General features: G+C 75.1%; 23 protein-coding genes. 11 read left to right on the top strand and 12 right to left on the bottom strand.

The window, feature by feature from the left end; all coding sequences use genetic code 11:
- Window positions 1-753: 753 nt before the first annotated feature.
- The 3 genes from RTG05_RS10480 to RTG05_RS10490 all read left to right on the top strand — a co-directional run bounded on the left by RTG05_RS10480 (window position 754) and on the right by RTG05_RS10490 (window position 4934).
- Window positions 754-1113: a YciI family protein gene (locus tag RTG05_RS10480; protein WP_166528576.1), complete on the top strand. Its 360-nt coding sequence runs from the start codon at window positions 754-756 to the stop codon at window positions 1111-1113.
- Window positions 1114-1148: 35 nt separating this feature from the next.
- A complete protein-coding gene (locus tag RTG05_RS10485; protein ID WP_208104903.1) occupies window positions 1149-2429 on the top strand; it encodes an RNA polymerase sigma factor in 1281 nt (426 codons plus the stop codon).
- Window positions 2430-2801: 372 nt separating this feature from the next.
- Window positions 2802-4934, top strand: coding sequence for a SpoIIE family protein phosphatase (locus tag RTG05_RS10490; protein WP_166528577.1), 2133 nt, complete (start codon window positions 2802-2804; stop codon window positions 4932-4934).
- Window positions 4935-4943: 9 nt separating this feature from the next.
- Here the strand turns inward: RTG05_RS10490 and RTG05_RS10495 are convergent, their stop codons facing one another.
- Window positions 4944-5933 carry an anti-sigma factor RsbA family regulatory protein gene (locus tag RTG05_RS10495; RefSeq protein ID WP_315912526.1) on the bottom strand — a complete coding sequence of 330 codons (990 nt, stop codon included), beginning with the start codon at window positions 5931-5933 and terminating at the stop codon, window positions 4944-4946.
- A 229-nt stretch (window positions 5934-6162) separates the two neighbouring features.
- On the opposite strand from RTG05_RS10495, the gene RTG05_RS10500 reads away from it, so the two are divergent.
- Window positions 6163-7419 carry a serine hydrolase domain-containing protein gene (locus tag RTG05_RS10500; RefSeq protein WP_166528579.1) on the top strand — a complete coding sequence of 419 codons (1257 nt, stop codon included), beginning with the start codon at window positions 6163-6165 and terminating at the stop codon, window positions 7417-7419.
- A gap of 57 nt (window positions 7420-7476) precedes the next feature.
- Here the strand turns inward: RTG05_RS10500 and RTG05_RS10505 are convergent, their stop codons facing one another.
- A complete protein-coding gene (locus RTG05_RS10505; RefSeq protein WP_166528580.1) occupies window positions 7477-8643 on the bottom strand; it encodes a mandelate racemase/muconate lactonizing enzyme family protein in 1167 nt (388 codons plus the stop codon).
- Between the two features lie 219 nt (window positions 8644-8862).
- Entirely contained in the window at window positions 8863-9591 is a 729-nt protein-coding gene (locus tag RTG05_RS10510; RefSeq protein WP_166528581.1) for an enoyl-CoA hydratase/isomerase family protein, read from the bottom strand.
- A 250-nt stretch (window positions 9592-9841) separates the two neighbouring features.
- Here RTG05_RS10510 and RTG05_RS10515 point away from each other — a divergent pair, with 250 nt between their 5' ends.
- Together RTG05_RS10515 and RTG05_RS10520 are read left to right on the top strand one after the other, a co-directional pair.
- The gene (locus RTG05_RS10515; RefSeq protein WP_166528582.1) at window positions 9842-10636 is read left to right on the top strand and encodes a DUF305 domain-containing protein; all 795 of its coding nucleotides are present in this window, start codon (window positions 9842-9844) and stop codon (window positions 10634-10636) included.
- A gap of 17 nt (window positions 10637-10653) precedes the next feature.
- On the top strand, window positions 10654-11334 hold the full coding sequence (locus RTG05_RS10520) for a class F sortase (RefSeq protein WP_166528583.1): 681 nt from the start codon (window positions 10654-10656) through the stop codon (window positions 11332-11334).
- A 49-nt stretch (window positions 11335-11383) separates the two neighbouring features.
- Here RTG05_RS10520 and RTG05_RS10525 read toward each other — a convergent pair whose 3' ends face one another.
- Both RTG05_RS10525 and RTG05_RS10530 read right to left on the bottom strand, forming a co-directional pair.
- Window positions 11384-12664, bottom strand: a complete 1281-nt coding sequence (locus RTG05_RS10525) for an MFS transporter (protein ID WP_315912527.1) — start codon at window positions 12662-12664, stop codon at window positions 11384-11386.
- Window positions 12661-13788, bottom strand: a complete 1128-nt coding sequence (locus RTG05_RS10530) for a PLP-dependent cysteine synthase family protein (protein WP_315912528.1) — start codon at window positions 13786-13788, stop codon at window positions 12661-12663. Before RTG05_RS10530 ends, RTG05_RS10525 begins: the two co-directional genes overlap by 4 nt.
- A gap of 966 nt (window positions 13789-14754) precedes the next feature.
- On the opposite strand from RTG05_RS10530, the gene RTG05_RS10535 reads away from it, so the two are divergent.
- From RTG05_RS10535 to RTG05_RS10550, 4 genes are all read left to right on the top strand, one after another.
- Window positions 14755-15060: a metal-sensitive transcriptional regulator gene (locus RTG05_RS10535; RefSeq protein ID WP_166528585.1), complete on the top strand. Its 306-nt coding sequence runs from the start codon at window positions 14755-14757 to the stop codon at window positions 15058-15060.
- A gap of 124 nt (window positions 15061-15184) precedes the next feature.
- Window positions 15185-15394 carry a heavy-metal-associated domain-containing protein gene (locus tag RTG05_RS10540; protein WP_166528586.1) on the top strand — a complete coding sequence of 70 codons (210 nt, stop codon included), beginning with the start codon at window positions 15185-15187 and terminating at the stop codon, window positions 15392-15394.
- A gap of 91 nt (window positions 15395-15485) precedes the next feature.
- A complete protein-coding gene (locus RTG05_RS10545) occupies window positions 15486-16508 on the top strand; it encodes a DUF8832 domain-containing protein (protein WP_166528587.1) in 1023 nt (340 codons plus the stop codon).
- A gap of 42 nt (window positions 16509-16550) precedes the next feature.
- A complete protein-coding gene (locus RTG05_RS10550) occupies window positions 16551-18926 on the top strand; it encodes a heavy metal translocating P-type ATPase (protein ID WP_315912530.1) in 2376 nt (791 codons plus the stop codon).
- A 128-nt stretch (window positions 18927-19054) separates the two neighbouring features.
- On the opposite strand, the gene RTG05_RS10555 is transcribed toward RTG05_RS10550, so the two are convergent.
- The 7 genes from RTG05_RS10555 to RTG05_RS10585 all read right to left on the bottom strand — a co-directional run bounded on the left by RTG05_RS10555 (window position 19055) and on the right by RTG05_RS10585 (window position 24334).
- Entirely contained in the window at window positions 19055-19198 is a 144-nt protein-coding gene (locus RTG05_RS10555) for a winged helix-turn-helix domain-containing protein (protein ID WP_166528588.1), read from the bottom strand.
- The gene (locus tag RTG05_RS10560; protein ID WP_166528589.1) at window positions 19177-19323 is read right to left on the bottom strand and encodes a hypothetical protein; all 147 of its coding nucleotides are present in this window, start codon (window positions 19321-19323) and stop codon (window positions 19177-19179) included. The genes RTG05_RS10555 and RTG05_RS10560 overlap by 22 nt, the downstream gene beginning before the upstream one ends.
- Window positions 19320-19703, bottom strand: coding sequence for a hypothetical protein (locus RTG05_RS10565; RefSeq protein ID WP_166528590.1), 384 nt, complete (start codon window positions 19701-19703; stop codon window positions 19320-19322). The genes RTG05_RS10560 and RTG05_RS10565 overlap by 4 nt, the downstream gene beginning before the upstream one ends.
- 114 nt (window positions 19704-19817) lie before the next feature.
- Window positions 19818-22055: a malate synthase G gene (locus RTG05_RS10570; RefSeq protein ID WP_208104904.1), complete on the bottom strand. Its 2238-nt coding sequence runs from the start codon at window positions 22053-22055 to the stop codon at window positions 19818-19820.
- Window positions 22056-22212: 157 nt separating this feature from the next.
- The gene (locus RTG05_RS10575) at window positions 22213-23253 is read right to left on the bottom strand and encodes an NAD(P)-dependent alcohol dehydrogenase (RefSeq protein ID WP_166528591.1); all 1041 of its coding nucleotides are present in this window, start codon (window positions 23251-23253) and stop codon (window positions 22213-22215) included.
- Window positions 23254-23512: 259 nt separating this feature from the next.
- Window positions 23513-23701 (bottom strand): hypothetical protein, encoded by a 189-nt coding sequence (locus RTG05_RS10580; RefSeq protein ID WP_166528592.1) that lies wholly within the window; start codon window positions 23699-23701, stop codon window positions 23513-23515.
- A 120-nt stretch (window positions 23702-23821) separates the two neighbouring features.
- A complete protein-coding gene (locus tag RTG05_RS10585; RefSeq protein WP_166528593.1) occupies window positions 23822-24334 on the bottom strand; it encodes a serine hydrolase in 513 nt (170 codons plus the stop codon).
- Between the two features lie 104 nt (window positions 24335-24438).
- Between RTG05_RS10585 and RTG05_RS10590 the strand changes: the two genes are divergently transcribed.
- Entirely contained in the window at window positions 24439-25182 is a 744-nt protein-coding gene (locus tag RTG05_RS10590; RefSeq protein ID WP_315912531.1) for a TVP38/TMEM64 family protein, read from the top strand.
- Window position 25183 lies beyond the last annotated feature (1 nt).

Genomic DNA, 25183 nt, shown 5'->3' on the forward strand with positions numbered 1-25183 from the left:
GCGTGAGGTCGTGGTGGGCGATGTCGTCGCCGGCGCGGCGCGTTCGACGGCGGTCTCATCGGCATCGCCCGGCTCCCGGGACTGAGGGCTCGGCTTCGGCACGTCCGGCTGCGCTCGCGACGATGCGGGGACCGGCTGGAGGAGAACCGGAGTGTCCTCCGGCCGCTGGTGTTGATCCACCTCTCACCGCGTCCTGCGCTGGTCGGGGCGGACTGGCGTCCGCGGAGGACAGGTCGAGGCCGGAGCGATGGGGAGGATCGCGTTCCAGGGCGTTGTGCAGCTCGTCGCGTGTTGCTTCGCGGTGGTCGTGACCATGCCGGCTGACGTGCGGGCTGGTCCATCACCTCGCTGGGGGCGTCGCAGCGGGGCTCGAGTGCTCACGGTCGGGGAGCCACCGTCGCACCGGCGGCGGCAGGTGCCTCTGCTGGGCTGGTCTCGGGGCGTGACCAGGTGACGCGCCGGCGCGGGCAGTCCGACCCGGCAACAGTGCCGCCGGCGCCCCGAGCAGCAGCCACCTGGGCGTCGGCGGGCGGCATCCCGTCGCGCCGCTCCGCGGCGAGGCGGAGCGTCAGGTGGGGCCGCTGGAGTGCACGTCAGCACGCGGAGCGGACTCCGGCACGCACGGCGGCGGCGGCGCCGGGAAGATCTTGGAGGAAATCCAGGCCTGGCTGTCGATCCGGCGGCAGGGTGTTCGTCGTCACTGATGACGGAGCCGGACAGGCCGGCCCGCGACCCAGTGCAGGAGGCAGCTCCATGGCCAAGTACGCGATCCTCATCTACGACGACCCGGCTGGCTACGCGAACATGTCGCCCGAGGCGTGGGGCGCGGTGATCGACGCGCACAGCTCGTTCGTCAAGGGGGTCTTCGAGCTCGGCGGGTCCATGGACAGCGGGGCGGCGCTCGCGGCCACGACGTCGGCCACCTCGATCAGGGGTGGCAACACCGTGACGGACGGCCCGTTCGTCGAGACCAAGGAGGCCCTCGGCGGCTTCTACGTCGTCGAGGCGCGCGACCTCGACCACGCCGTCGAGATCGCCAAGCTGTGCCCGGCCCCCTTCGGCGGCGTCGAGGTCCGCCCGGTCGTGGACCCGACGCAGGCGAACCCGTTCTGACCGCTCCCCGCGACGCCCAGCCGACCGCGTCCGCCGTGCAGGCGGACGCGGTCGCTGCCGCGCTGGCGCAGGCCCACCGCTCCGAGTGGGCCTTCGTGCTGTCCGCCACGGTGCGCGTCGCGGGTGACCTGGACCTCGCGGAGGAGTGCGCGCAGGAGGCGTACGTCAGCGCGCTGCAGGCCTGGACCCGGGACGGCGTCCCGGAGCGGCCCGGCGCGTGGCTGACCACGGCGGCGCGGAACCAGGCGCTGGACCGGTTGCGTCGCGAGGTCACCCTCCGGCGCAAGCTCCCGCTGCTCGTGGAGCCGGCGACCGTCGATCCGCACGACCCGGCCGACCCGGACGGGCCCGACGCCGCGGTGCCGGACGACCGGCTCCGGCTGGTGTTCACCTGCTGCCACCCCACCCTCGCCCCCGAGGCCCGCGTCGCCCTCACCCTGCGCCTGGTCTGCGGCGTTCCCACGCCCGACGTCGCCCGGGCCTTCCTGGTGTCCGAGCCGACGATGGCGGCACGGATCACCCGGGCCAAGAAGAAGATCACCGAAGCGCGGATCCCCTACCGGGTTCCGGGCCGGGCGGAGCTGCCCGAGCGCCTGGACAGCGTGCTCACCGCCGTCCACCTGCTCTTCAGCACCGGCCACACGGCCGGCGAGGGGGACGCGCTCGTCCGTGAGGAGCTCTGCGACCGGGCCCTGCACCTCGCGCGCACCCTCGCCGCGCTGCTCCCCGAGCAGGCCGAGACCCGCGGCCTGCTGGGCCTGCTGCTCCTCACCGACGCGCGCCGGGCCACCCGGACCGACGAGCAGGGCCGGCTGCTCCTGCTCGCCGACCAGGACCGGACGCGCTGGGACCAGCGCGCGATCCTGGAGGGGCTCACGGTGACGGCCGGGGCCCTGGCGTCCGGCCCACCGGGGCGGTTCACCCTGCAGGCGGCGATCGCCGGCGTGCACGCGATGGCGCCGTCCCTGGAGCAGACCGACTGGCCGCGCGTCGTGCACCTCTACGACCGGTTGCTGGCGGTGTGGAACACCCCGGTGGTCGCGCTCAACCGGGCCGCCGCCGTGGCGTTCGCCGACGGTCCGGCCGCCGCCCTGCCGCTCCTCGACGAGCTGGCGACCGATCCCCGGCTCGCCGACTACCCCTACCTCCCCGCCACCCGCGCCGACCTGCTGCGCCGCCTCGGCGACGCCGCCGGCGCGGCTCAGTCGTACCGGCGCGCGATGGAGCTCACCGCGAACGCCGCGGAGCGCGCCTTCCTGGAGCAGCGCCTGGCCGAGGTCAGCCGCGCCGCCGGCGCCGAGCCCGCGCCCGGCTGAGGACGGCGGGCTCGGCGGTCACCGCTCCGAGGCCTCGCCCGGGGCTCCCGCGTCGCGCCCCTGGCAGGGGTCGCAGGTCCACGTCCCGTCGGCCCGACAGTGGGACCGCAGGTCAGAGGCGGGTCGGCTGGACGGGCCGGCCCGCCTCTCGCACGAGCCCAGCTCGTGGCGGGCCCTGTCCGGTGACGGCCGACGACCCGCCAGCGACGTTGCCGTCACCCCTCAGGCACCGGACGGTCCGCCTCGTGTGCTGCCCGCACGCGGCGGTGCACCCCGGGGTCGTTCCGCGCGGTGCCCGCGGGCCGGGTCGTCCACAATGGGGAGCCCGGCACCATCGGGCGAGCCGAGCTGGCTGACGGGGGACGGGACCGGATGAGCGCCGAGGGCACGAGCAGCGCCGAGCCGTTGCCCGACGTCGTCGACGATCCCGCGGACGCCCGGCGTGCCCTGCTGGACCTGGCGATCACCGCCGCCGGCGTGGGCACCTTCGACTGGGACCTGACCACCGGCGGCCTGAGCTGGGACGACCGGCTGATCGAGATGTTCGGGTACACGCCGGCCGACTTCGAGGGCACCATCGAGGCGTTCCGCCGTCGGTTGCACCCCGCGGACCTGCCCCGGATCACCGGCCTGCTGCAGCAGGCCATCGACACCCGTGGCGACTTCGCCACCGAGTACCGCGTCCGGCTCCCGGACGGGGGGCTGCGGTGGGTGGCCGCCCGCGGGCGGGCGCTGGGGAGCGAGCAGGGCGCGACCGTCCGCCTGCTGGGTGCGGCCTGGGACATCACCGAGCGGCGGGCCGGCCAGGAGCGCGTCGCGCAGCTGATCGAGGGCATGGCCGTCGGCTTCGCCACGCTGGACCGCGACTGGGTGATCACCCACGTCAACGCCGAGGCCGAGCGGATCATCGGTGCCCCGCGCGAGGACCTGCTGGGCCGCGACATCTGGGAGCGGTTCCCCGAGGCGGTCGACAGCGAGTTCGAGGTGAACTTCCGGCGCGCGGCCGGGACCGGGCGGCCGGTCGTCTTCGACGCCTACTACCCCGCGCCGCTCGACATCTGGGTCGAGGTGCGCGCCACGCCCACCCCCGACGGGCTGGCGTTGTACTTCCTGGACGTCTCCGCCCGGCGCGCCGTCCAGCAGCAGGCCGAGCGGGCCGCGGCGCGGGAGGGGCTGCTCAACCGGATCACCGAGGAGCTGGTGGGCACCCTGGACGCCGAGGAGGCCATCGGCCGGCTCGCGCGGATGGTGCTGCCCGCCGTCGCCGACCTCGCCATCGTCACCCTCATCGACGACGACCGCGCGGCCGGGACGCGCCGCGGGCTGCGCACCACCGCGACCTGGCACGTCGACCCGGCGCTGCGGCCGGTGGTCGAGGCCTACGCCCAGGCGCGGCTGGCCGCGCTCACCGACGACGCGCTCATCCTGCGCGCCGTGCGCGGCGGGCAGGTGCAGCTGGTGGCCCGCGACGCCGCGGCCGAGGTACGGCGCGTGCTGCCGCCCGGACCGCTGCACGACATGGTCACCACCCTGGCCCCGGAGGCCATCGTGGTGCTGCCGCTGCCCGGGCGCACCGGCCCGGTCGGGATGCTCACCCTGGCCAACGGCGCCGACCGCGGCCCCTTCACCCCGGAGGACCTCCTCACCGCCCGGCACGTCGCCACCCGCGCGGGTCTGGTGCTGGACAACGCCCGCCTCTACCGGCAGCAGCGCGACCTGGCCGAGGGCTTCCAGCGGTCCCTGCTCACCCCGCCGCCGCAGCCCGAGCACGGGCAGGTCGTCGTGCGCTACGTGCCGGCGGCCCAGGCGGCCGAGGTCGGCGGCGACTGGTACGACGCGTTCCTGCAGCCCTCGGGTGCCACGGTGCTGGTCATCGGGGACGTCGTCGGTCACGACGTGCAGGCCGCCGCCGCGATGGGCCAGGCCCGCACCATCGTGCGGACGCTGGCCGCCCGCGGCCACGCCGGGCCGGCGGCGGTCCTCACCGAGGCCGAGCAGGTCCTGCAGACGCTGCAGTCGGGGATCCTGGCGACCGCGGTGGTGGCCCGCCTGGAGCAGACCGACGCCGAGCGGGCGAGCGGGCTGGCCCGGCTGCGCTGGTCGAACGCCGGGCACCCGCCGCCGATGGTGGTCTCCCCCGACGGGCGGGTGACCGTCCTCGACGGCGGCCGCCCGGACCGGCTGCTCGGCGTCCGCCGCGCCGGGCCGCGCCGGGAGGCCGAGGTGAGCCTGCCGCCGGACGGCGTGGTGCTGCTCTACACCGACGGTCTGGTGGAGAACCGGGTCGAGGACATCGACCACGGCCTGCACCGGCTGCAGACCGTCCTCGGCGAGGTGGCCGGTCGCGACCTCGACGACCTGTGCGACGAGGTGCTCGCGCGGATGCTGCCGACCAACCCGGGTGACGACGTCGCGCTCATCGCGATCCAGCTGCACCCGCAGGACCGGCCCCGCCCGCCCGGGGCCGGCCCCGGCCGGGTGCCGCCGGACGTGCCCGCGGACTGACGGGGACCGTCAGCTCCAGCTGGTGCTCAGCCGGACACTGACACCGTCGGCGCCGCGCCGGATGGCGACGTGGTCGCACAGCTGCCGGGCCAACCACAGGCCCATGCCCCCGTGGGAGAGGTCGTCCCCGTGCGCGGGCCCGTAGCCGGCGAAGGGGTCGTCGAGGCCGGACCCGGAGTCGCGGATGGTGGCCACCAGCCGGCCCGGCGCGGTCCACAGCCGCAGGCCCGCGGGCAGCGACCCGTGCCGCACGGCGTTGGAGGTCATCTCGTCGACCGCCATGAGGAAGTCCTCGAGCACGTCGTCCGGCCCGTCGACGGTGCCCAGCAGGCCGCGCACGGCGTGGCGGAGGCGGGTGTGGTCGCTGACGTCGTCGTCCAGGGCCGGCTCGGTGGCCTCCAGCGGGTCGTCGGGCACCGGCAGCGTGCGCAGGTAGGTGGCCGGATCGAGGAAGTCGGCGTTGACCGTCCGCCCGGCGGCGGTGACCAGCTGCGGGTGGGTCCGCCGGACCGAGTCCAGGATGGGCGCCGGCAGCGCGGCGTCGAACACGCACAGGCCCCACAGCGGCCAGCGGGCCAGGGCGGCGTTGATCACCGACTCGTAGGCCTGCCACTCCCGCCAGTCGGCGGCCGTGGTGCCGTAGTCGGTCTCCCCGACGACCCGCAGCCGGCGGCCGGGTGCGGCGTGTTCCTCGGCGAACCGGCGGAACGCGGTGATCGCGCTGGGGGTGCGGGCCCGGTAGAGGGTGTGCCGCTCGACGACGACCACCCGCGGGTCGCGCCCGACGGCCTCGCGCAGCGGCCCGGTGGTCGCCGGCCCGGCGGCGATGAGCGCGGCGTCCCCGGCGGCGAGCCCCTCGAGCAGCCACGGCGCGGCGATGGCGGTGAGCTGGTCGACGTCGTCGTAGACCAGGGCGTCGTGCCGGTAGCCCGGCGAGCCGCCCCCGCCGGTGGCGGAGTCCCCGCCGTCGTGCGGTCGCTCCGTGTCCTCGCCGTGCACCGTGGCTGTCTCCCCGTCGTACCGGCAGCTGCACCGAGAGCCGACGCGCACGCGACGGCGTTCCCCGCCTGTGTACCCCACACAGGTCGACCCACGCCCGCTGCCGGGGTCGACGCGGCCCTCTCCGACCTCGCCGCGCACGGACGAGCACGGGGTGCCCGCGCTCCGGGCGACCGCCGGACACCCAGCCGCTATGGTCGGCGCCCGTCCCGATCGAAGGAGCCTCCGGATGACCCAGGTCGACGCCCAGCTCACGTCTCCGGAGTCGGTGGGGATGAGCGCCCGGCGCCTCGAGCGCATCGCGCCCGCGCTGCAGGAGTACGTCGACGAGCGCGGCTACCCGGGCTTCACGACGCTCGTGTCGCGCCGCGGCCGGCTCGTGCACGCGGGGCGGATCGGCTGGCAGGACCGGGAAGCCGAGGTGCCCCTGGCGGAGGACACGATCTACCGCTTGTACTCGATGACCAAGCCGATCGTCTGCACGGCGCTGATGACGCTGTTCGAGGAGGGCAGGTTCCGGCTCGTCGACCCGGTGGCGAAGTGGATCCCGGCGTTCGGGGCGACGAAGATCGCCGGTCCGGGCGGGACGCTGGAGGACCAGTCACCGCTGCGCCCGATGCAGATCCGCGACGTGATGAGCCACACGAGCGGGCTGACCTACGACTTCCTCGAGGACTTCCCGGTCGCGGAGCAGTACCGCGCCAAGCGGCTCATGCACGACCCGACGCGCACGCTGGAGCAGCTCGTCGACGAGCTCGCCACGATCCCGCTCGCCTTCGCGCCCGGGACGATGTGGCACTACAGCCTGGGCACCGACGTCACGGCACGCCTGATCGAGGTCATCTCGGGCCAGCGGCTGGGGGACTTCCTCCAGGAGCGCCTCTTCGCACCGCTCGGGATGACCGACACGGCCTTCGGTGTGCCGGAGTCCGCGCGCGGCCGGCTGTCCGCCATGTACGGCCTGCCGGACATCATCGCCCAGGACATGACCTTCAGCGCCCTGGCGGGCGCGTTCGCCGCCGGCGACTTGGGCCGCCGCGACGTGGAGCCGACCTACCCCAGCGACGCCCCCGACGTCTTCCAGCGCGGCGGCCTCGGCCTCTTCGGGACCGGGTCGGACTACCTGCGCTTCGCGACCATGCTGCTCACGGGCAAGGCGGAGGACGGCACGCGCATCCTCGGCCGCAAGACGCTCGAGCTGATGCACACCAACCACCTCGCACCGGCCCTGCGCCCGTACGCCCTCGCCGGCGTACCGGCGCTCGGCTACGGGTTCGGCCTGGGCTCCCGCGTGGCCATGGACATCGGCCAGAGCGCACTGGCCGGCTCCCCCGGGGAGTTCGGCTGGGCCGGTGCGGCGAAGACCTACTACTGGGTCGACCCGGTCGAGGAGCTCGTCGGCGTACTGCTGACCCAGCACATGGTCGGCTTCGACCTGCCCGAGGCCGACTTCCGGGCGGTCGTGTACCAGTCGATCGAGGACTGACGGCGGGCCCGGGCGGCGGCGGTCCCCGTCGGCTGCAGCCGGGTCGGCCGCGGCGCGTCAGGTGTGCAGGGCCCGGAGCACCTCGTGGAAGGCGGCCTTGCCCTCGAAGCCGATCCCGGGGATCTCGGTGAGCCCGACGCGGCTGTCCGCCACGACCGCGTCGTCGGCGAAGCCCCCGGTGGGCTGGAACTCGCCGGGGTAGGACTCGTTGCCGCCCAGGTGCAGGGCCGCGGCGATGTGCAGGGAGAACTGGTGCCCGCCGTGCGGGATGCAGCGCCGCGAGGACCACCCGTGCTGGGCGAGCATCTCTTGGATCCGCAGGTACTCCGTCAGGCCGTAGCTCAGGGCCGGGTCGACCTGGACGTAGTCGCGGTCGGGACGCATGCCGCCGTAGCGGATGAGGTTGCGGGCGTCCTGCAGCGAGAACAGGTTCTCGCCGGTCGCGATCGGGCCGCGGTACCGCTCGGCCAGCACCGCGTTGAGCCGGTAGTCCAGCGGGTCGCCGACCTCCTCGTACCAGAACAGACCGTAGGGCTCGATGGCCTCCCCGTAGCGGAGTGCGGTGTCGAGGTCGAACCGGCCGTTGACGTCGACGGCCAGGCGCGAGCCGTCACCGTCGAGCACCTCCAGGACGGCCTCGATCCGCTGCAGGTCCTCGGGGAGGTCCGCGCCGCCGATCTTCATCTTGACCACGCGGTACCCCTGGTCGAGGAAGCGCCGCATCTCGTCCTGCAGGTCGCCCAGGGTCTTGCCGGGCGCGTAGTAGCCGCCCGCGGCGTAGACGAAGACCTCCTCGTCGGGCTCGCCGTCGCCGTGGCGGTCGGACAGCCACCGGTACAGCGGTTGACCGGCGACCTTGGCGGCGAGGTCGAACAGCGCCATGTCCACCACGCCGACCGCGACCGAGCGCTCGCCGTGCCCGCCCGGCTTCTCGTTGGTCATCACCACGTCCCAGGCGCGGGTGGGGTCCAGCTGGCCGTCCTCGGCGAGCAGCGACTCCGGGTCCGCGTCGAGCAGCCGCGGCACGACCCTCCGCCGGATGATCTCCCCGGCGCTGTAGCGGCCGTTGGAGTTGAACCCGTACCCGACCACCGGCTCGCCGTCGCGCACGACGTCGGAGACCACCGCCACGATCGAGCTCTCCATCGCGCTGAAGTCGATCCAGGCGTTGCGGATGGACGAGCTGATCGGGACGACGCCCTCGTGCACGGAGACGATCCTCATCGAGACTTCCCTTCCGTGGGGCGAGTGGGGGCGCGCACCTCGTGAGCACGAGACGTGAGCACACCGTAGGGACGACGACGGCGGCCCCGCGAGGACCGGCCCACGGGCAGGACCCGGCCGGGTCCGGCCTCCCGTCCCCGGACCGGCAGGGACGTCTCGATGGGAGCAGGCGAGACGCGTGCAGCGCCGCTGCGGCGCCCTCGGGCGTGGGGCTCGCCCTCAGCGCCGGGCCAGCGCCGCGAGTGCGGCCCCGATCCGCGACCGGGTGTCGTCGGAGGTCCAGCCCGCGAGGACGGCCGCGTCCCCACCGGTGGTCGCCTCGATCGCGGCGTTCGCGGGACGGTGGAGCTGGGCCTTGGCCAGCCGGTAGGACGCCGGCGACCGGGACGCCTGCTCCGTGGCCAGCGCGACCGCCCGGGGGAGCAGCCCGCCGGGCTCGGTGAGTTCGTCGACCATCCCGAGGGCGAGCGCCTGCTCGCGGTCCCCGGCCTGCGCGCCGAGGAGCACCCGGCCGGCACGCGGGCCCAGCGCGTGCCGGACGATCTCCAGGGCGGACGTCGGGAAGGGGACGCCGACCGCCAGCTCGGTCAGGCCCATCCGTCCGCCCGACATCAGCCGCAGGTCGCAGGCCAGGGCCAGCACGCAGCCGCCGGCGATGGCGTGCCCGTTGACCGCCGCGACCGTCGGCCGCGGGTGGTCGAACACGGCGCGGAACGTGCGGGACAGCGCCGCCAGGAGCTCCTCGGTGTACGGCCGGCCGCCGTCGAGGACCCGGCGCAGGTCCACCCCGGCGGAGAAGGACGACCCGCTGCCGGTGACGACCACGGCCCGGTCGGTCGCGGTCACGGCCTCGGTGAGGGCGTCCAGCAGCTCCACGTCGAGGGCGCCGACCCGACCGTGCTCGATGCGCAGGACGGCGACGTCCCCCCGGTTCTCGGTGGTCAGCACCGGGCCATCATCCACGCGCCGGGGTGCGGCGGTCGTCGGAGGAGGCCGACCGGTCAGCCAGCCATCGAGCTCCACGACCTCGCGTCGTGGCGACAGCGGGCAGTGACGACCCGCGACGAGCCTCGTGGACGACCGTGTCGCGTGCCATCGACGACATCCGTACGGGTATGCGGGCGTCGCGGCCGAGCAGCGGCCTCCCGCGTGCGGCTGCGCGATGGCCCAGCCCGCCGCAGACCCCCAGGAGTGATCTGTGTCCTCGTACCCCACCCGCTCGACCCCGGTGCGGCGCGCGCACCGGCTGACCGTGGCGACGGTCGGCGCCGCTGCGTGGACGGGCCTGCTGATCGGTGGCGGGGCGCTGCCGCACGCAGCGGCCGACAGCCACGAGACCCCGGCACCGTCGTCGTCGCCTGCGTCGGGCGCGGCCGCGCCGGTGCAGGACGCCAGCCCCACCGACGTCCGGTTCGCCACGATGATGGTCCCGCACCACCGGACGGGCATCGAGATGACCCGGATGGCGATCGAGAAGGCCGCCACCCCCGGGGTCCGGGAGGTCGCCCAGGCCGCGCAGCAGTCGCAGCAGTCGCAGCTCCCCGTCCTGGAGGCCGTCGCGGCGTCGGGGTCGGCTCCGCACCAGACGGAGGAGCCCCTGATGACCTCCACCGAGCAGGAGATGGCCGAGCTGCGCAGCCTGAGCGGCGTGGCGTTCGACGCGAAGTGGCTGGACACCTTCAGCAGTCACCACGTGTCGGCGGTCATGATGGCCGACACGGCGCTGCCCGGCGCCACCAGTGACCAGGCCCGGGCGATCGAGCAGCAGATCCACGACGGGCAGCTGGAGCAGCTGTCGACGATGAACCGGCTGCGCGAGCAGGTGGGCGGCCAGGTGACGCAGGTGCCCGTCGGGGCGGCCGAGACCGGTGGTGGCAGCACCGCCGGGGACTCCGTCGACGTGACGCTCATCGCCGCAGGCGGCGGCCTGGCCGCCATCGGTCTGGCCACCGGGGTGGTCGCGCTCCGTCGCCGCCCCGCCGCCGAGAGCTGACGGCGAGCCCTCGCCGCATGCCCGGGGACGAGCAGCACGGCACGGTCCGGCCCTCGGTGGCCGGGCTGGCCGTGCTGCTCGTCCTGGCCGGTGTCGCCCTCGTCCTCTCCGGGGTCGGCGCGGGCGGTGGTGCACCTCGGCCGCCGGTCGTGGCGGCGACGGCGCCCCATGCCCCCCTCACCGCCGTCGCGCGGGGCGGGGCGGCCCCCGCGCAGCCGGTGCCCCCGCTGCCTGCCGCCGTCCCGGTGCGGCTGGAGATCCCGGCGATCGGCGTGACGTCGGACCTCCTGCAGCTCGGGCTGCACCCCGACGGCACGGTCGAGGTCCCGCCGCTGGACGCCGACGCCCCGGCAGGGTGGTACCGCCACTCGCCCACGCCGGGGGAGGTCGGCCCGGCCGTCGTCCTCGGGCACGTCGACTCCGCCGAGCACGGGCCGGGGGTCTTCTTCGGGCTCGGCACACTCGTCCCCGGGGACACCGTCGAGGTGACCCGGTCGGACGGCACCGCCGCGGTCTTCACCGTCGAGCGGGTCGAGAGCCACCCCAAGACGAGCTTCCCGACGGCCGACGTCTACGGCGACACGGCGCACGCGGCCCTGCGGCTGGTCACCTGTGGTGGTGCCTTCGACGACCGGTCACGCAGCTACCTCGACAACGTCGTCGTCCACGCGTCCCTGACCGACACCCGCCCCGCATGACCGACCGTCCCCTGCGTCCTCCTGCCCTGTGGGGACGGCCGGTCCCGGCTCATGCGGGGGTCGGCGTCGCCGCGGTCAGCCGGCCCCCTCGGTCCAGGGCACGTACTGCGGCTGCGCTGACCAGGCCCAGCAGGACCAGGACCGCCCAGGGCAGGGCCGAGAGCTGGGCCGCTCGGGCTGCGTCGAGGACGGCACCGGTGACCAGGTTGCCGACGGTGATGCCCACCCCGACGACGGTGTTGTACAGCCCGTAGTGGGTGGCCACCCACCGACCGCCAGCGAGGGCGACGATGGTGTCCATCTCGAACGGGAAGGCGACCATGGTGCCCACCGCGAGCAGCACCGCCGCGGCCAGCGCCGGCGCCACCGCCAGCACCGCGCGTCCGGTGGCGCCCTCCGGCACCGGCACGGCGGTCGCTGCCAGCAGCGGCACGAACGCCGTCCCCATCACCACCAGGCCGACGCGCACCGCCGCCGGCGCGGACAGCCGGCGCCGGCACCAGGCGGTCACCCGGGTCTGGCCGACGATGGTGACCAGGCCCGACGCGGCGAACAGCAGGCCCACCCCGATGGTGCTGACGCCCCCGTCCCCGCCCAGGCGGCGCACCTCGAGGGGTAGGGCCAGGTACACCTGGAAGGAGAGCACGTAGGAGCCGGTCATCGCGGCGGCGAACAGGAGGAACGCCCGGTTGCCGAGCACGACGCGCGCCTGCCCCCACAGCGACCGGTCCAGCCCCGGGGCGGCCTCACCGGTCGCGCCACGGGCCGGGAGCGCGCGCACCTGCAGCACGGTAAGCACGGCGAACACGGCGGCCGACACCAGGCAGGTGAGCCGGAAGTCCACCCAGGTCAGCGCCAGACCCAGCAGCGGGCCGAGCAGGATGCCGGCCTGGTAGAAGACGTTGAACAGCGCGAACGCCTCCACCCGACGCTCCCCGGCGTCCTCGGCGAGGTACGCCCGGACGGCCGGGTTGAACAGCGCGCCGGCGAAGCCCGTGGCCGCCAGGGCGACGACCAGGGCCGGCAGGGACTCCACGGCCGCCAGGACGCCGAACCCGACGGTGCGCAGGGTGCAGCCCGCGACGATGAGCGGCTTGTAGCCCAGCCGGTCGGCCAGGGCCCCGCCGACCAGGAACATGCCCTGCTGGCTGAAGTTGCGCACGCCCAGGACCAGGCCCACCGCCCAGGCGGCCAGGCCGAGGGTCCCCGCCAGGTACTGGGCGAGGAACGGCATGAGCATGTAGAAGCCGAGGTTGATGGTGAACTGGTTGGCCATCAGCAGCTGGACGCTGCGGTCGAAGGAGCGGACTTGGCCCGCGAGGCCCCTCACTCGTGCGCTCCTGCTGACGGGTCGGTCGGGTCGACCACCGTCGTGCAGCGCGTCCACGAGGTCACCTCGCGCGCGGAGGAGTGCTCGATCTGCTCCGGGTCGGTCGCGGGCGGGCGGTCGAGCAGGTCGTGCTCGGCGCAGTAGCCGTCGTCGTACACAGTCTCGAGGTACCGCTGGGGCCCGTCGCAGAAGACCGCGGCGATCCGCGTCCCCGGCGGCGAGGTGCGGGCCACCCACCCGGCGACCAGCCCCACCGCGCCCACGCTCCAGCCCCCGGACGCGTAGTGGGACCGGGCGAGGGCGCGGGCCGTCCACACCGCTTCGTGCGGCGCCACCCAGTGGACCTCGGAGAACGCGTCGTAGGCGACGTTGCGCGGGTGGATGCTCGACCCCAGACCGCGCATGAGCCGGGTCCGCGCCGGCTGGCCGAAGATGGTCGACCCGACGGTGTCCACGCCGACCAGGCGCAGGTTCGGGAACAGCGGCCGCAGGGTCCGGTAGGTGCCGGCCGAGTGCCCGCCGGTGCCCACGCTGCAGACCAGCACGTCGATGCGCCCGAGTTGGGCGGCCAGCTCCAGCCCGAGCGGGGTGTACGCGGCGACGTTGTCGGGGTTGTCGTACTGGTTCGGGGACCACGAGCCTGGGTGCTCGGCGCGCAGCTGGGCGACCCGCTGCCGACGGGCCTCCTGCCAGCCGCCCGTGGGGTGCGGTTCGTCGACCAGCTCGACGCGGGCGCCCCGGGAGGCCAACAGTCGGCGTACCGAGGGCTCCAGGCCGGGATCGGCGACCAGGGTCACCGGGTGGGACAGCGCGAGGCCGGCGAGTGTGAGCCCGAGACCGAGGGTGCCGCTGGTCGACTCGATCACCATCCCGCCCTCGCGCAGGGCCCCGCGGGCCCGGGCGGAGGTCATCATGTGCAGGGCGGGGCGGTCCTTGATCCCTCCCGGGTTGGCGCCCTCGAGCTTGGCCCAGAAGCCCCGTCCGGCGGGGTCCGCGGGTGTGGGGATCCACAGCACGGGGGTGTTGCCGACGAGAGTCGGCAGTCGGTGGCTGGCCTGCGGTGGTGGAGCCGGGACGGCTGACGCCGAGTGCAGGGAGGTGAGTGCCGAGTCGAACGCGGACACGTCGGACCGAGTCGACGCGGAGGTGGATCGGGAGGACATGGACGTCGCTTTCCGTGGGAGTCGGTACGGGACACGACCCCTCGCGCGAGGACCCCGGGAGGTGCGCCGATGGCAGGCGTCACCACGCCGGTCCGGGGGCGGACCGGACGCGGCTCTGTGGCCGAGCGGGCAGCGGGCGGGTGTGCGGCCCACTCGAGGGACCTCCGGGACGCGACGGCGAGGCAGCCGGCGAGGTCAGCGCGGCAGCCTCAGGTCAGGGACAGGCAGTGCAGCAACAGGCGTTGGGGACCGGGGGGTGCTGCCCGCTCGGGGCCTCCGGGTGTGGGATCAGTGCTCGCCAGTGCGGTCGGTGGGGTCGCTCCGGTGGACAGGACGAGGGAGCCGGCCGGGGGATGGGCGGTCGTGCCGGTGGCGAGCGAGCCGGTCCTCGGCAGGAGACCTGCCTCGACACATGAACCGTGCGTCCCGACGTGGTGACCGGTGTCGACCGATGCCTGTACGTGGGGACCCCGTGCTCCGGGCGGAGACGTCGGACCGTGCTGGTCCCTGGCGGTCGACGCCGGGTCGGCGTTGTGGGAGGTCACCAGCACCACACCGTGGGCGTCTCGAGGGACGTCGTGCGGATCGGACCCTGACGAGCACAGGGACACGAGGACGACCAGGACCACCGGCCACAGGACGAGAGCCCGCCGCGCGGATCCGCGCATCCCCCGACCCCCGACCTGAGCTGCGTGTCCCACTGCTCCATTGCTCGACCGCAGGACGCATGAACGGTGGTAACCGCATGGACACGCAACGAAACCGTGGTGTGACCCACCTGTCGGCACGAGGTGGCCGAGGAGTGGGCGAGCCGGACGATGGTGGGTTGGTACGTCAGGGGGGTACGGTGTCGGCGACGGGCTGGCAGAAATACCATTGGGGGGTAATGTGTTGGCCGGACAGGAAGCACCCGCAGGAGGAGACGACGTGGAGAGCGCCCAGCAGGCCGGCCAGCACGGCTACATCCACCGCAAGGACGACTACCTCAAGCGGCTGCGCCGCATCGAGGGGCAGGCCCGCGGGCTGCAGCGCATGGTGGAGGAGGAGAAGTACTGCATCGACATCCTCACCCAGATCTCGGCGATGACCCGGGCGCTGCAGTCGGTGGCCCTCGGCCTGATGGACGAGCACATGGGGCACTGCGTCGTCCAGGCCGCCCAGGCCGGTGGCCGGGAGGCCGACGAGAAGCTCCGCGAGGCCTCCGAGGCCATCGCCCGCCTGGTGCGCTCCTGATCCACGGCGCGCGGGGAGGGTCGTCAGCCCTCCCGCACGCAGCGCGGCGGCCGCCCCGGACGGGACGGCACCGCGCACCGACACCACCCACCCCCGCACGGATGATCGAGAGGACCCACCCGAGATGAGCACGTCCAGCTACACCGTCGTCGGCATGACCTGCGGCCACTGCGTCAGCTCGGTCACCGAGGAGGTCACCCAGGTGCCCGGCGTCACCGACGTCGACGTGGACCTGACCACCGGCGGCCTGACCGTCACCAGCGACTCCGAGATCGACGACGCCGCGATCACCGCGGCCGTCGAGGAGGCCGGCTACTCCGTGGCCGGCCGGTAACCGACGCACTCCGCCCTCCCCGCGCCGCACCGGCGCGGGGAGGGCGACACCCCGGCGCCCACGGGCGCCGCCGGCAGGGAGGGACCACGCCATGAACACCCCCACCAAGCTGGGCGCCTTCGCCCTCGGCCTGGTCGCCGTCTTCGGCGCGGCCGCCGGGGTCGGCAACGCCGTCGGGCCGATCGGCCCGGTGCAGGAGCCCCACGACACGGGCGCCGGTACGGACACGGGCGCCGGCGACGGCCACGGCGGTGCGCACGGCACCACGTCGGTCCCCGCGGGCGGCACCCCCACCGCCGACGCGGCCGAGGAGCTGCCCGGTGGGCTGGTGGTGGCCCGCGACGGCTACGCCCTCGACCTCGACGCCGCACAGCTCGCCGCCGGCCCGGCGACCCCCCTCTCCTTCCGGGTGCTCGGCCCCGACGGGCAACCGGTGACCGCCTACGACACCTCCCACGACGAGGACCTGCACCTGATCGCCGTGCGCCGGGACACCGCCGGCTTCCAGCACGTGCACCCCGAGCTGGCCGCCGACGGCACCTGGAGCACCCCGCTGGAGCTCACCCCCGGTAGCTGGCGGGTGTTCGCCGACTTCGACCCCGCCGGGGACGACCCGGCGCTCACCCTGGGCGCCGACGTGGACGTGGCCGGCCAGTACGCCCCCGGCCCCCTGCCGGAGCCCGCCACCGTCGCGGAGGTCGACGGGTACACCGTCACCCTGGACGGTCGGCTCGAGCCCGGGCAGGAGTCCGAGCTGACCCTGTCGGTCAGCCGGGACGGGCAGCCGGTCACCGACCTGCAGCCGTACCTGGCCGCCTACGGCCACCTGGTGGCGCTGCGCGCCGGCGACTTGGCCTACCTGCACGTGCACCCCGCCGGTGAGCCCGGCGACGGCACCACGGAGCCGGGCCCGGACGTGACCTTCTACGCCACCGCGCCCTCGGCCGGTGACTACCGGCTGTTCCTGGACTTCCAGCACGGCGACGTGGTGCGCACCGCCGAGTTCACGGCCCGCGCCGGGACGGTCGCCGACGGCGGCAGCACCGAGCCCCCGACCGGCACCACCACCACGGACGGCGCCGGGCACACCGACGACGGCCACACCCACGGCTGACGCCGTCCCCATCCTGAACACCCCCTCCCGAGGAGAAAAACGATGAGCTCCGCGACGGAGAGCACCACTCCACCGGCTCCGGCCGGCGGGGGGCAGGTCGAGCTGACGATCGGCGGCATGACCTGCGCCTCGTGCGCGATGCGGATCGAGAAGCGGCTGAACAAGCTCGACGGCGTCACCGCCACGGTCAACTACGCCACGGAGAAGGCGAAGGTCACCTACACCGGGGAGGTCGCCCCCGACGAGCTGGTCGCCGCGGTGGAGAAGGCCGGCTACACCGCCCGGCTGCCCGAGCCGCCCCGGCCGGCCGGCGACGCCGGGGCGCCCGGCGAGCCGCAGGAGGACGACACCGTGCGGCCGCTGCGGCAGCGGCTGCTCGTCTCCACCGTGCTCACCGTGCCGGTGATCGCGATGGCGATGGTCCCCGCCTTCCAGTTCACCTACTGGCAGTGGCTGTCGCTCACCCTGGCCGCGCCCGTGGTCGTCTGGGGGGCCTGGCCGTTCCACCGGGCGGCCTGGACCAACCTGCGCCACGGCACCTCGACGATGGACACGCTCGTCTCCCTGGGCACGCTGGCCGCCCTGGCCTGGTCGGTGTACGCGCTGTTCCTCGGCACCGCCGGCGTGCCGGGGATGACCCACCCGTTCGAGCTGACCATCGCCCGCACCGACGGCCGCGCGAACATCTACCTGGAGGCCGCCGCGGGGGTGACCACGTTCATCCTGGCCGGGCGGTACTTCGAGGCCCGGTCCAAGCGCCGCGCCGGCGCCGCCCTGCGCGCGCTGCTGGAGCTGGGGGCCAAGGAGGTCTCGGTGCTGCGCGGCGGCCGGGAGGAGCGCATCCCGGTCGACCGGCTGGCCGTCGGCGACGAGTTCGTCGTCCGCCCGGGGGAGAAGATCGCCACCGACGGCGTCGTCGTCGAGGGTTCCTCGGCGGTGGACGCCTCGATGCTCACCGGCGAGTCCGTGCCGGTGGAGGTCGGCCCCGGCGACACCGTCGTCGGTGCCACCGTCAACGCCGGCGGCCGGCTCGTGGTGCGCGCCACCCGCGTCGGTTCGGACACCCAGCTGGCCCAGATGGCCCGGCTGGTCGAGGACGCCCAGAACGGCAAGGCCGAGGTGCAGCGGCTGGCCGACCGGGTGTCCGGGGTCTTCGTGCCGATCGTCATCGCCCTGGCCGTCGCGACGCTCGGCTTCTGGCTGGGCACCGGCGGCGGCCTGGCCGCGGCGTTCACCGCCGCGGTCGCGGTGCTGATCATCGCCTGCCCCTGCGCGCTGGGTCTGGCCACGCCGACCGCGCTCATGGTCGGCACCGGCCGCGGCGCGCAGCTGGGCATCCTGATCAAGGGCCCGGAGGTGCTGGAGAACACCCGTCGCGTCGACACCGTCCTGCTGGACAAGACCGGCACCGTCACCACCGGGAGGATGACGCTGCTCGACGTCGTCCCGGCCGCCGGCGAGGACGCCGAGCAGGTGCTGCGGCTGGCCGGCGCGCTGGAGGACGCCTCCGAGCACCCGATCGCCCAGGCCATCGCCAGGGGCGCCACCGAGCGGGTCGGCACGCTGCCCGCGGTGGAGGGCTTCACCAACGTCGAGGGCCTCGGCGTGCAGGGCGTGGTCGACGGGCACGCGGTGCTCGTCGGGCGCACCCGGCTGCTGGCCGAGTGGTCCCTGCGGCTGCCCGCCGACCTGGAGCGGGCGATGGCCGCCGCCGAGGCCGAGGGCCGGACCGCCGTGGCCGTCGGCTGGGACGGCGCCGCCCGCGGCGTCCTGGTCGTCGCCGACGCGGTCAAGGCGACCTCCGCCGAGGCCATCCGGCAGCTGCGCGGCCTGGGCCTGACCCCGGTGCTGCTCACCGGGGACAACGAGACCGTCGCCCGGTCGGTGGCCCGCCAGGTGGGCATCGACGAGGTGATCGCCGAGGTGCTGCCGCAGGACAAGGTCGACGTCGTCCGCCGGCTGCAGACCGAGGGGAGGGTCGTGGCCATGGTCGGCGACGGCGTCAACGACGCCGCCGCGCTGGCCCAGGCCGACCTCGGCCTGGCCATGGGCACCGGTACCGACGTCGCCATCGAGGCCAGCGACCTCACCCTCGTGCGCGGTGACCTGCGCGCCGCCGCCGACGCCATCCGGCTGTCCCGGAGGACGCTGGGCACCATCAAGGGCAACCTGTTCTGGGCCTTCGCCTACAACGTGGCCGCCCTGCCGCTGGCCGCCGCCGGGCTGCTCAACCCGATGCTCGCCGGCGCGGCCATGGCGTTCTCCTCGGTGTTCGTCGTGTCCAACAGCCTGCGGCTGCGTCGCTTCCGGTCCCTGGCCTCCGACCGCACCGACGGTGGGGCCGGCGTGGGCCGGGCCGGCGAGCCGGCGAGGGCCGCGGACGGCGCGCTGTCCGCCAGCAGCACCGCCGGCAGCTGAGCACCACGTCCCGCGCCGGGGCCGGCGCCCCCCGGCGCCCTCGGGAGGACGCCGGGAGCGCCGACGACTGCGGCAGCGCCCGGTCCCCGGGTGCTCTGTCCTCCGGGGTGCTCGGTCCTCGGGTCTGCTCAGTGCTCGGGGGCCGCGTTGAGGTGCCGGTACTCGGCCTGCACGACGTCGTAGCAGTCGCAGGCCGCGTCGGTGAGCGCGTCGACGTCGAGGACGGAGATGCGGCCGCGGGTGTAGCGGATCACCCCGGCCTGCTGCAGCACGCCGGCGGTTCCTCGGAGACGACCTGCAGGTCCTCGTCGCGGACGTCCAGGTCGGCCAGCAGCGCCATGACCTCGTCGACCGACGTCGCCGGCGGCAGCCCCGGTCCGGGCTCAGGCGGGGTCACCGGGCACCTCCTCGTGCCAGGCTCGGTCGGCGTCCTCCTCGGCGGCCTCCCGGTCCTCGCCGGCCGCGGAGCGGGTGGTCCTCCGCCCGGCTGCGGTGGGCCACCACGTCGCCGACGCCGGCCCGCGCGGCCGCCTCGTGCGCCTGGGCCGTCCGCTCGTGCACGCGGGCCGCGCGCTGGTGGCCCAGGCGTGCGCGCTCCGCCGACTCCCGGGCGTGCTCGGCGGCGGCCTCGGCCTGCGCCCGGGCATCCCGCACGCTCTCGGTGTCCGGCCGCTCGCCGGCGCTCAGCCGGGCGAGCCGCTCGGCGAGCTCGTCGCTGCGGCGGCCGGCCGCCGCAGCGCGCTGGGCCGCCGTGCGTCCCGCGTCCTCGGACTCCATGCCGACCCCTCCCGGCGGCACCGTACGCCGCCGTACACCATGGAGCCGGGTCCACCCGTTGCCGCCCGGCCGCCGGGGGCTCCCGGCGGCCGGGCAGGCCGGTGCCGGACCGGCTCAGGACGCCGGGCTCGGCGCCTCGTCCTCGAGCACGGCCGCGCGCGTCCCCGACTCCTCGCCGCCGTCGGTGGCCTTGGCCTTCTGACGCCACGTGGTCAGCGCCCGCTCGGTGTAGCCGTTGGGCTCCCGCCGGCCAGAGAACACCAGGTCCAGCGCGGCCTGGAACGACGGGCTGCCGTCCAGGTCGGCGCACATCGGTGCGTACCCCGGCTCGTCGGCGTTCTGCCCGTCGACCACCTCGGCCATCCGGGCGAAGGTCTCGCGCACCTGGCCGTCGGTGACCAGCCCGTGGTGCAGCCAGTTGGCGATCTGCTGGCTGGAGATGCGCAGCGTCGCGCGGTCCTCCATCAGGCCGACGCCCTCCAGGGTCGGGACGGTGGAGCAGCCGATCCCCAGCCCCACCCAGCGCACGACGTAACCCAGGATGGACTGCGCGTTGGTCTCCAGCTCGTGCCGCTTGTCCTCCTCGGACAGGCCGGTGCCCGCGTCGGGCAGGACCGGCGGCACGAGCAGGCCGCGCCGGTCGGCCAGCGGGCGCTTCTTGATCTCCTCCTGGACGGCGAGGACGTCGGTCTCCAGGTAGTGCAGCGCGTGCAGCGTGGCCGCGGTCGGCGAGGGCACCCAGGCGGTGTTCGCCCCGGCCCGCGGGTGACCGCCCTTGGTGTCGAGCATCTCGCGCATCGCGGCGGGCTTGGCCCACATGCCCTTGCCGATCTGCGCCTGCCCGGCGAAGCCGGCCCGCAGGGCCACGTCGACGTTGCGGTCCTCGTAGGTCTTCAGCCACGTCTGCGACCGCTGGTCGTCCTTGCGGACCACCGGCCCGGCCTCGAAGTCGGTGTGGATCTCGTCGCCGGTGCGGTCCAGGAAGCCGGTGTTGACGAAGATGACCCGATCCGCGGCGCGGGCGATGCAGGCCTCCAGGTTGATCGAGGTCCGCTTCTCCTCGTCCATGATGCCGATCTTGAGCGTCGTGGGCTCCATGCCCAGCGCCTCCTCCACCGCGGCGAGGAGCTCCACCGACAGCGACACCTCGTCGGGGCCGTGCATCTTGGGCTTGACGATGTAGACGCTGCCGGTCCGGGTGTTGGAGTACCGGGCGTTGCCGCGCAGCTCCTGCAGTGCCGCGGTCGCGGAGACCAGCGCGTCGAGGACCTCCTCGAGGATGGGCTCGCCGTCGGCCGTCCGGACGGCGTCCAGGCGCATGTGGTGGCCCACGTTGCGCACGAGCAGCAGCGAGCGGCCGGGCAGGGTCAGCTCGCCGCCGTCGGTGCCGACGTAGGTGCGGTCGCCGTGCACCTCGCGGGTCACGGTGCGCCCGCCCTTGCCGAAGGAGGCGGTCAGCTCCCCGGTCCGCAGGCCCAGCCAGGACCGGTAGGCGCCGACCTTGTCCGGGCCGTCCACGGTGGCGACGGAGTCCTCCAGGTCGACGATGGTGCTGACCGCGGACTCCAGCAGGGCGTCGGACACCCCGGCGTGGTGCTGGGTGCCCACCCGGGTCGAGGGGTCGATGGTCAGCTCCAGGTGCAGCCCGTGGCGGCGCAGCAGCACCGCGGCCGGGCGGTCGCCGTCCCCGGCCCGGTGCCCGGCGAACTGCGCCGGGTCGGCCAGGCCGGTCGTCCCGGACGCGGTGTCGACGGCCAGCTCACCGGCCGACGGCACCCGGTAGGCGACGACGTCGGCGTGGCTGCCCTCGGCCAGCGGGAAGAACTGGTCCAGCAGGCGGTCGGCCTCCGCGATGACCTGCGCGCCGCGGCGCTCGTCGTAGCCGGGCTCCAGCTCGTGGTCCAGGGGCAGCGCGTCGGTGCCGTAGAGCGCGTCGTAGAGCGAGCCCCAGCGGGCGTTCGCGGCGTTGAGGGCGTACCGCGGCACGGTCGCCGGCACCACCAGCTGCGGGCCGGGCACCTCGGCGATCTCCCGGTCCACCCGGGTCACCCGGACCGTGGGCTCCTCCACCGGCAGCAGGTAGCCGATCTCGGTGAGGAAGGCCTCCAGCGCCTCGACGTCACCGGTGCCGTGCTCGCGGTGCCAGTCGTCGACCTGCTGCTGCAGCTCGTCGCGGCGGCGCAGCAGCTGCTCCACCCGCCCGCCGAACCGCTCCTGCAGGTCGGCGACGACGGCCCAGAACCGCGCCGGCGTCAGGTCCAGGCCGGCCACCAGCTCCTCGGCCACGAAGTCGCGCAGGTCGGGGTCGACCTGCAGTCCACCGGTGCCGGTCACGTCTGTCTCGGTGTCCACGCTCGCATCTCCATTCCCCGGGACGGTGCGTCCCGTTCTCGACCGTTCAGCGGCTGCTGCCAGGAGCGCACAGGCCGTGCGGTAGGTGCATCGTGCCGCGTCCGGCGTCGGCGCTCCGACGCGGTGGGGGCCGGGAGGCGCGCCCGACCCCCGGAGGTCACCGCAGGGTCGCGGTGTCGATCACGAACCGGTAGCGGACGTCGGAGGCCAGCACGCGCTCGTAGGCGTCGTTGACCCGGTCGGCGGCGATGACCTCGACGTCGGCGCCGATGCCGTGCTCGGCGCAGAAGTCGAGCACCTCCTGGGTCTCGGCGATGCCGCCGATCATCGACCCGGCGAAGGTGCGCCGGTTGGTCAGCAGCGAGAACACGTCGACGGCCAGCGGCTCGGCGGGGGCGCCGACGTTCACCAGGGCGCCGTCGACCGCCAGCAGCGAGAGGTAGGCGTCGACGTCGATCGGCGCGCTGACGGTGTTGAGGACCAGGTCGAACGTGCCGGCCAGCTGGGTGAACGTGTCCGGGTCGCTGGTGGCGTGGTAGTGCTGCGCACCGAGCCTCAGGCCGTCCTCCTGCTTCTTCAGCGACTGGCTGAGCACGGTCACCTCGGCCCCCATCGCGGCGGCGATCTTGACGGCCAGGTGGCCCAGCCCGCCGAGGCCGACGACGGCCACCCGCCGGCCCGGGCCGGCACCCCAGCGGCGCAGCGGGGCGTAGGTGGTGATGCCGGCGCACAGCAGCGGCGCGGCGGCCGCCGGGTCGAGGGTGTCGGGCACCGCGAGCACGAAGTGGGCGTCGACGACGACGTGGGTGGAGTAACCGCCCTGGGTCGTGGTGCCGTCGCGGTCGGTGCCGGCGTAGGTGGCGACCATGCCTTCGACGCAGTACTGCTCGTCGCCGTTGCGGCAGTTGGCGCACCGGCGGCAGGAGCCGACCATGCAGCCCACGCCGACGCGGTCACCGACGCGGTGGGTGGTGACGCCGGCGCCGACCTCGGCGACCACGCCGACGATCTCGTGACCGGGGACGACGGGGAAGGGCTGCGGGCCCCAGTCGCCGTTGACGGTGTGGATGTCGGAGTGGCAGATGCCGGCGTACTCGATCTCGATGAGGACGTCGTCCGGGCCGACGTCCCGGCGCTCGACGGTGGTGGGCGCCAGGGGGCGGCCGGCGGCGGGGGCGGCGTAGGCGTTGACGCGCATGCGGGAGGTGCTCCTCGTCCAGTGGTGGGGGGCGGTTCCAGGTCGGTCGAGGGCGGGCAGCGGCGCTGAGCGTCGGCGACGGGGTGGGCGCGGGTGCACGACGGCGTGGTCGACCCCGCCCTCGGACCGTGGACAACCCGCGCCGACGCCCGCGGCTTCCCGGTCGGCGGACCCGCCCGCACTCCCGCCGTCGGGCACCGCCGGGCGCGGCGGCTCCTCACCCGTGCCGTCGGGCACCCGAGGTGCCCGTGCCGGTGGGCTACTCGCGCACCACCCAGACCTCGGCCGGACCGTGGGGGGTCTCCTGCAGCCGCACGGGCTCGAAGCGCCGGTAGACGCCGTACCAGCGGGGCCCCTCGTAGACCAGGATCGAGGAGGCCAGCGACTCGGCGGGTACCTCGTCGACCTCGGCGTGCCGTGGGCCGCCCCAGTGCAGGATCAGCGGCATGGGCGGACCGTAGTCGCCGTCGGGGCACGCGGGGGCGGCGGGTGCCCGGTCCGGTCCGGCGGGTGCCCGGCGGCCCCCGGCGAGGACCGCCGACCCGGCGGGGGCGCCGCGCCCGGGGGATCAGCTCAGCGCCGCGACGACGGCGCGGGTGGCCTCGGCGACGAGGGCGTCGTCGTGCCCGGCGTCCGGCTCGTCGCGGTCGGAGAGCACGGCCACCACGATCGGGGCCCGTCGCGGCGGCCGGACGACGGCGGTGTCGTTGCGGGTGCCGTACGCGGCGGCGCCGGACTCCTCCCCGACCACCCACCCCGCGGGCACCCCGGCCCACACCCGTGCGTCACCGGTGGTCGTCGTGGTCAGCCACCCGACGGGAGGTCGCGGTCCTCGGCTGCCAGCGCGCCGCCGAGGACGCGCGCGCAGGTCACCGGCGAGGCCCCGCGGCGTGCTGGTGTCCCGGGGGTCGCCGGGGACGGTGTCGTCGAGCGTGGGCTCGGTGCGGTCGACCCGGGTGACGTCGTCGCCGATCGTCTCCGGCGCGGCGTCGAGTGCCTGCGGGCCCCCGAGCAGGTCGAGCAGCACGTCGGTGGCGGTGTCGTCGCTGTGGCGGACGGCGGCCTCGGCCGCCGCGCGCACGGTGGTGCCCGCGCCGACCAGGCGCCTCGCTCCTCGACGATCGACCGACTGTGCCAGGGGCGCCGCGTGCACCCGCCGGGCCCGCGACGGGGATGATCCTCGACATGGCCACCCCCGCCGGCGTCACGGAGGGCACCGGGGGACCGCCCGTCCGCCGGTCACGGCGGCCCGCCGGGTGGGTCCGGCCCGCGCTGCTGGTGCTCGCCGTCGGGCTGGTGGCCGTGGTCGCCGCCGCCGTGGGGCTGCCCGACGTCGCCCGGCTGCGGGCCGGCGTCGCCGGTCTCGGGCCGGCGGGCCCTCTCGCGTTCGCCTTGCTGTACGCCGCGGTCACCCTCACCCCGCTGCCGAAGACGGTGCTCAGCGCCGCGGCCGGCGTGCTGTTCGGGCTCCTGACGGGGGTCGCGGTCGTGCTGGCCGGCGCGCTGCTGGGGGCCGTGGCCGCGTTCGCGCTGGCGCGGGCCCTGGGCCGCGACACCGTGGAGCGCCTCACCGGCAGCCGCGTGGCCCGGCTCGACGCGCTGCTCGGCCGCCGCGGCCTGCCGGCGGTGCTGGCCGTGCGCCTGGTGCCGGTGCTGCCCTTCACCGCGGTCAACTACCTGGCCGGGCTGACCGCCGTCCGGTTCCGCGACTACCTGGCCGGCACCGCCCTGGGCATCGTCCCCGGCACGGTCGCCTTCGTCACCCTCGGTGCCCACGGCTCGTCCCCGGGGTCGTGGCCGTTCGTCCTGGCCGTCCTGGCCCTGGTCGCGCTCAGCGCCGGGGGCGCCGCCGCGGCGCGGCGGCTGCGCCGACCCCCGAACCCCCGACGTGAGGAGTCCCCGTGCCCATCCCCACCGCCGACGAGCTGAG

The sequence above is a fragment of the Geodermatophilus sp. DSM 44513 genome, assembly GCF_032460525.1.
In the GTDB taxonomy this organism is placed as follows: Bacteria; Actinomycetota; Actinomycetes; order Mycobacteriales; family Geodermatophilaceae; genus Geodermatophilus.

What these genes read in the sequence shown, in the direction of transcription:
- RTG05_RS10480 (WP_166528576.1), top strand. Translation starts at nt 754, where the DNA reads ATGGCCAAGTACGCGATCCTCATCTACGACGACCCGGCTGGCTACGCG.
- RTG05_RS10490 (WP_166528577.1), top strand. Translation starts at nt 2,802, where the DNA reads ATGAGCGCCGAGGGCACGAGCAGCGCCGAGCCGTTGCCCGACGTCGTC.
- RTG05_RS10500 (WP_166528579.1), top strand. Translation starts at nt 6,163, where the DNA reads ATGACCCAGGTCGACGCCCAGCTCACGTCTCCGGAGTCGGTGGGGATG.
- RTG05_RS10505 (WP_166528580.1), bottom strand. Translation starts at nt 8,643, where the DNA reads ATGAGGATCGTCTCCGTGCACGAGGGCGTCGTCCCGATCAGCTCGTCC.
- RTG05_RS10520 (WP_166528583.1), top strand. Translation starts at nt 10,654, where the DNA reads ATGCCCGGGGACGAGCAGCACGGCACGGTCCGGCCCTCGGTGGCCGGG.
- RTG05_RS10540 (WP_166528586.1), top strand. Translation starts at nt 15,185, where the DNA reads ATGAGCACGTCCAGCTACACCGTCGTCGGCATGACCTGCGGCCACTGC.
- RTG05_RS10545 (WP_166528587.1), top strand. Translation starts at nt 15,486, where the DNA reads ATGAACACCCCCACCAAGCTGGGCGCCTTCGCCCTCGGCCTGGTCGCC.
- RTG05_RS10550 (WP_315912530.1), top strand. Translation starts at nt 16,551, where the DNA reads ATGAGCTCCGCGACGGAGAGCACCACTCCACCGGCTCCGGCCGGCGGG.
- RTG05_RS10565 (WP_166528590.1), bottom strand. Translation starts at nt 19,703, where the DNA reads ATGGAGTCCGAGGACGCGGGACGCACGGCGGCCCAGCGCGCTGCGGCG.
- RTG05_RS10575 (WP_166528591.1), bottom strand. Translation starts at nt 23,253, where the DNA reads ATGCGCGTCAACGCCTACGCCGCCCCCGCCGCCGGCCGCCCCCTGGCG.
- RTG05_RS10580 (WP_166528592.1), bottom strand. Translation starts at nt 23,701, where the DNA reads ATGCCGCTGATCCTGCACTGGGGCGGCCCACGGCACGCCGAGGTCGAC.
- RTG05_RS10590 (WP_315912531.1), top strand. Translation starts at nt 24,439, where the DNA reads ATGGCCACCCCCGCCGGCGTCACGGAGGGCACCGGGGGACCGCCCGTC.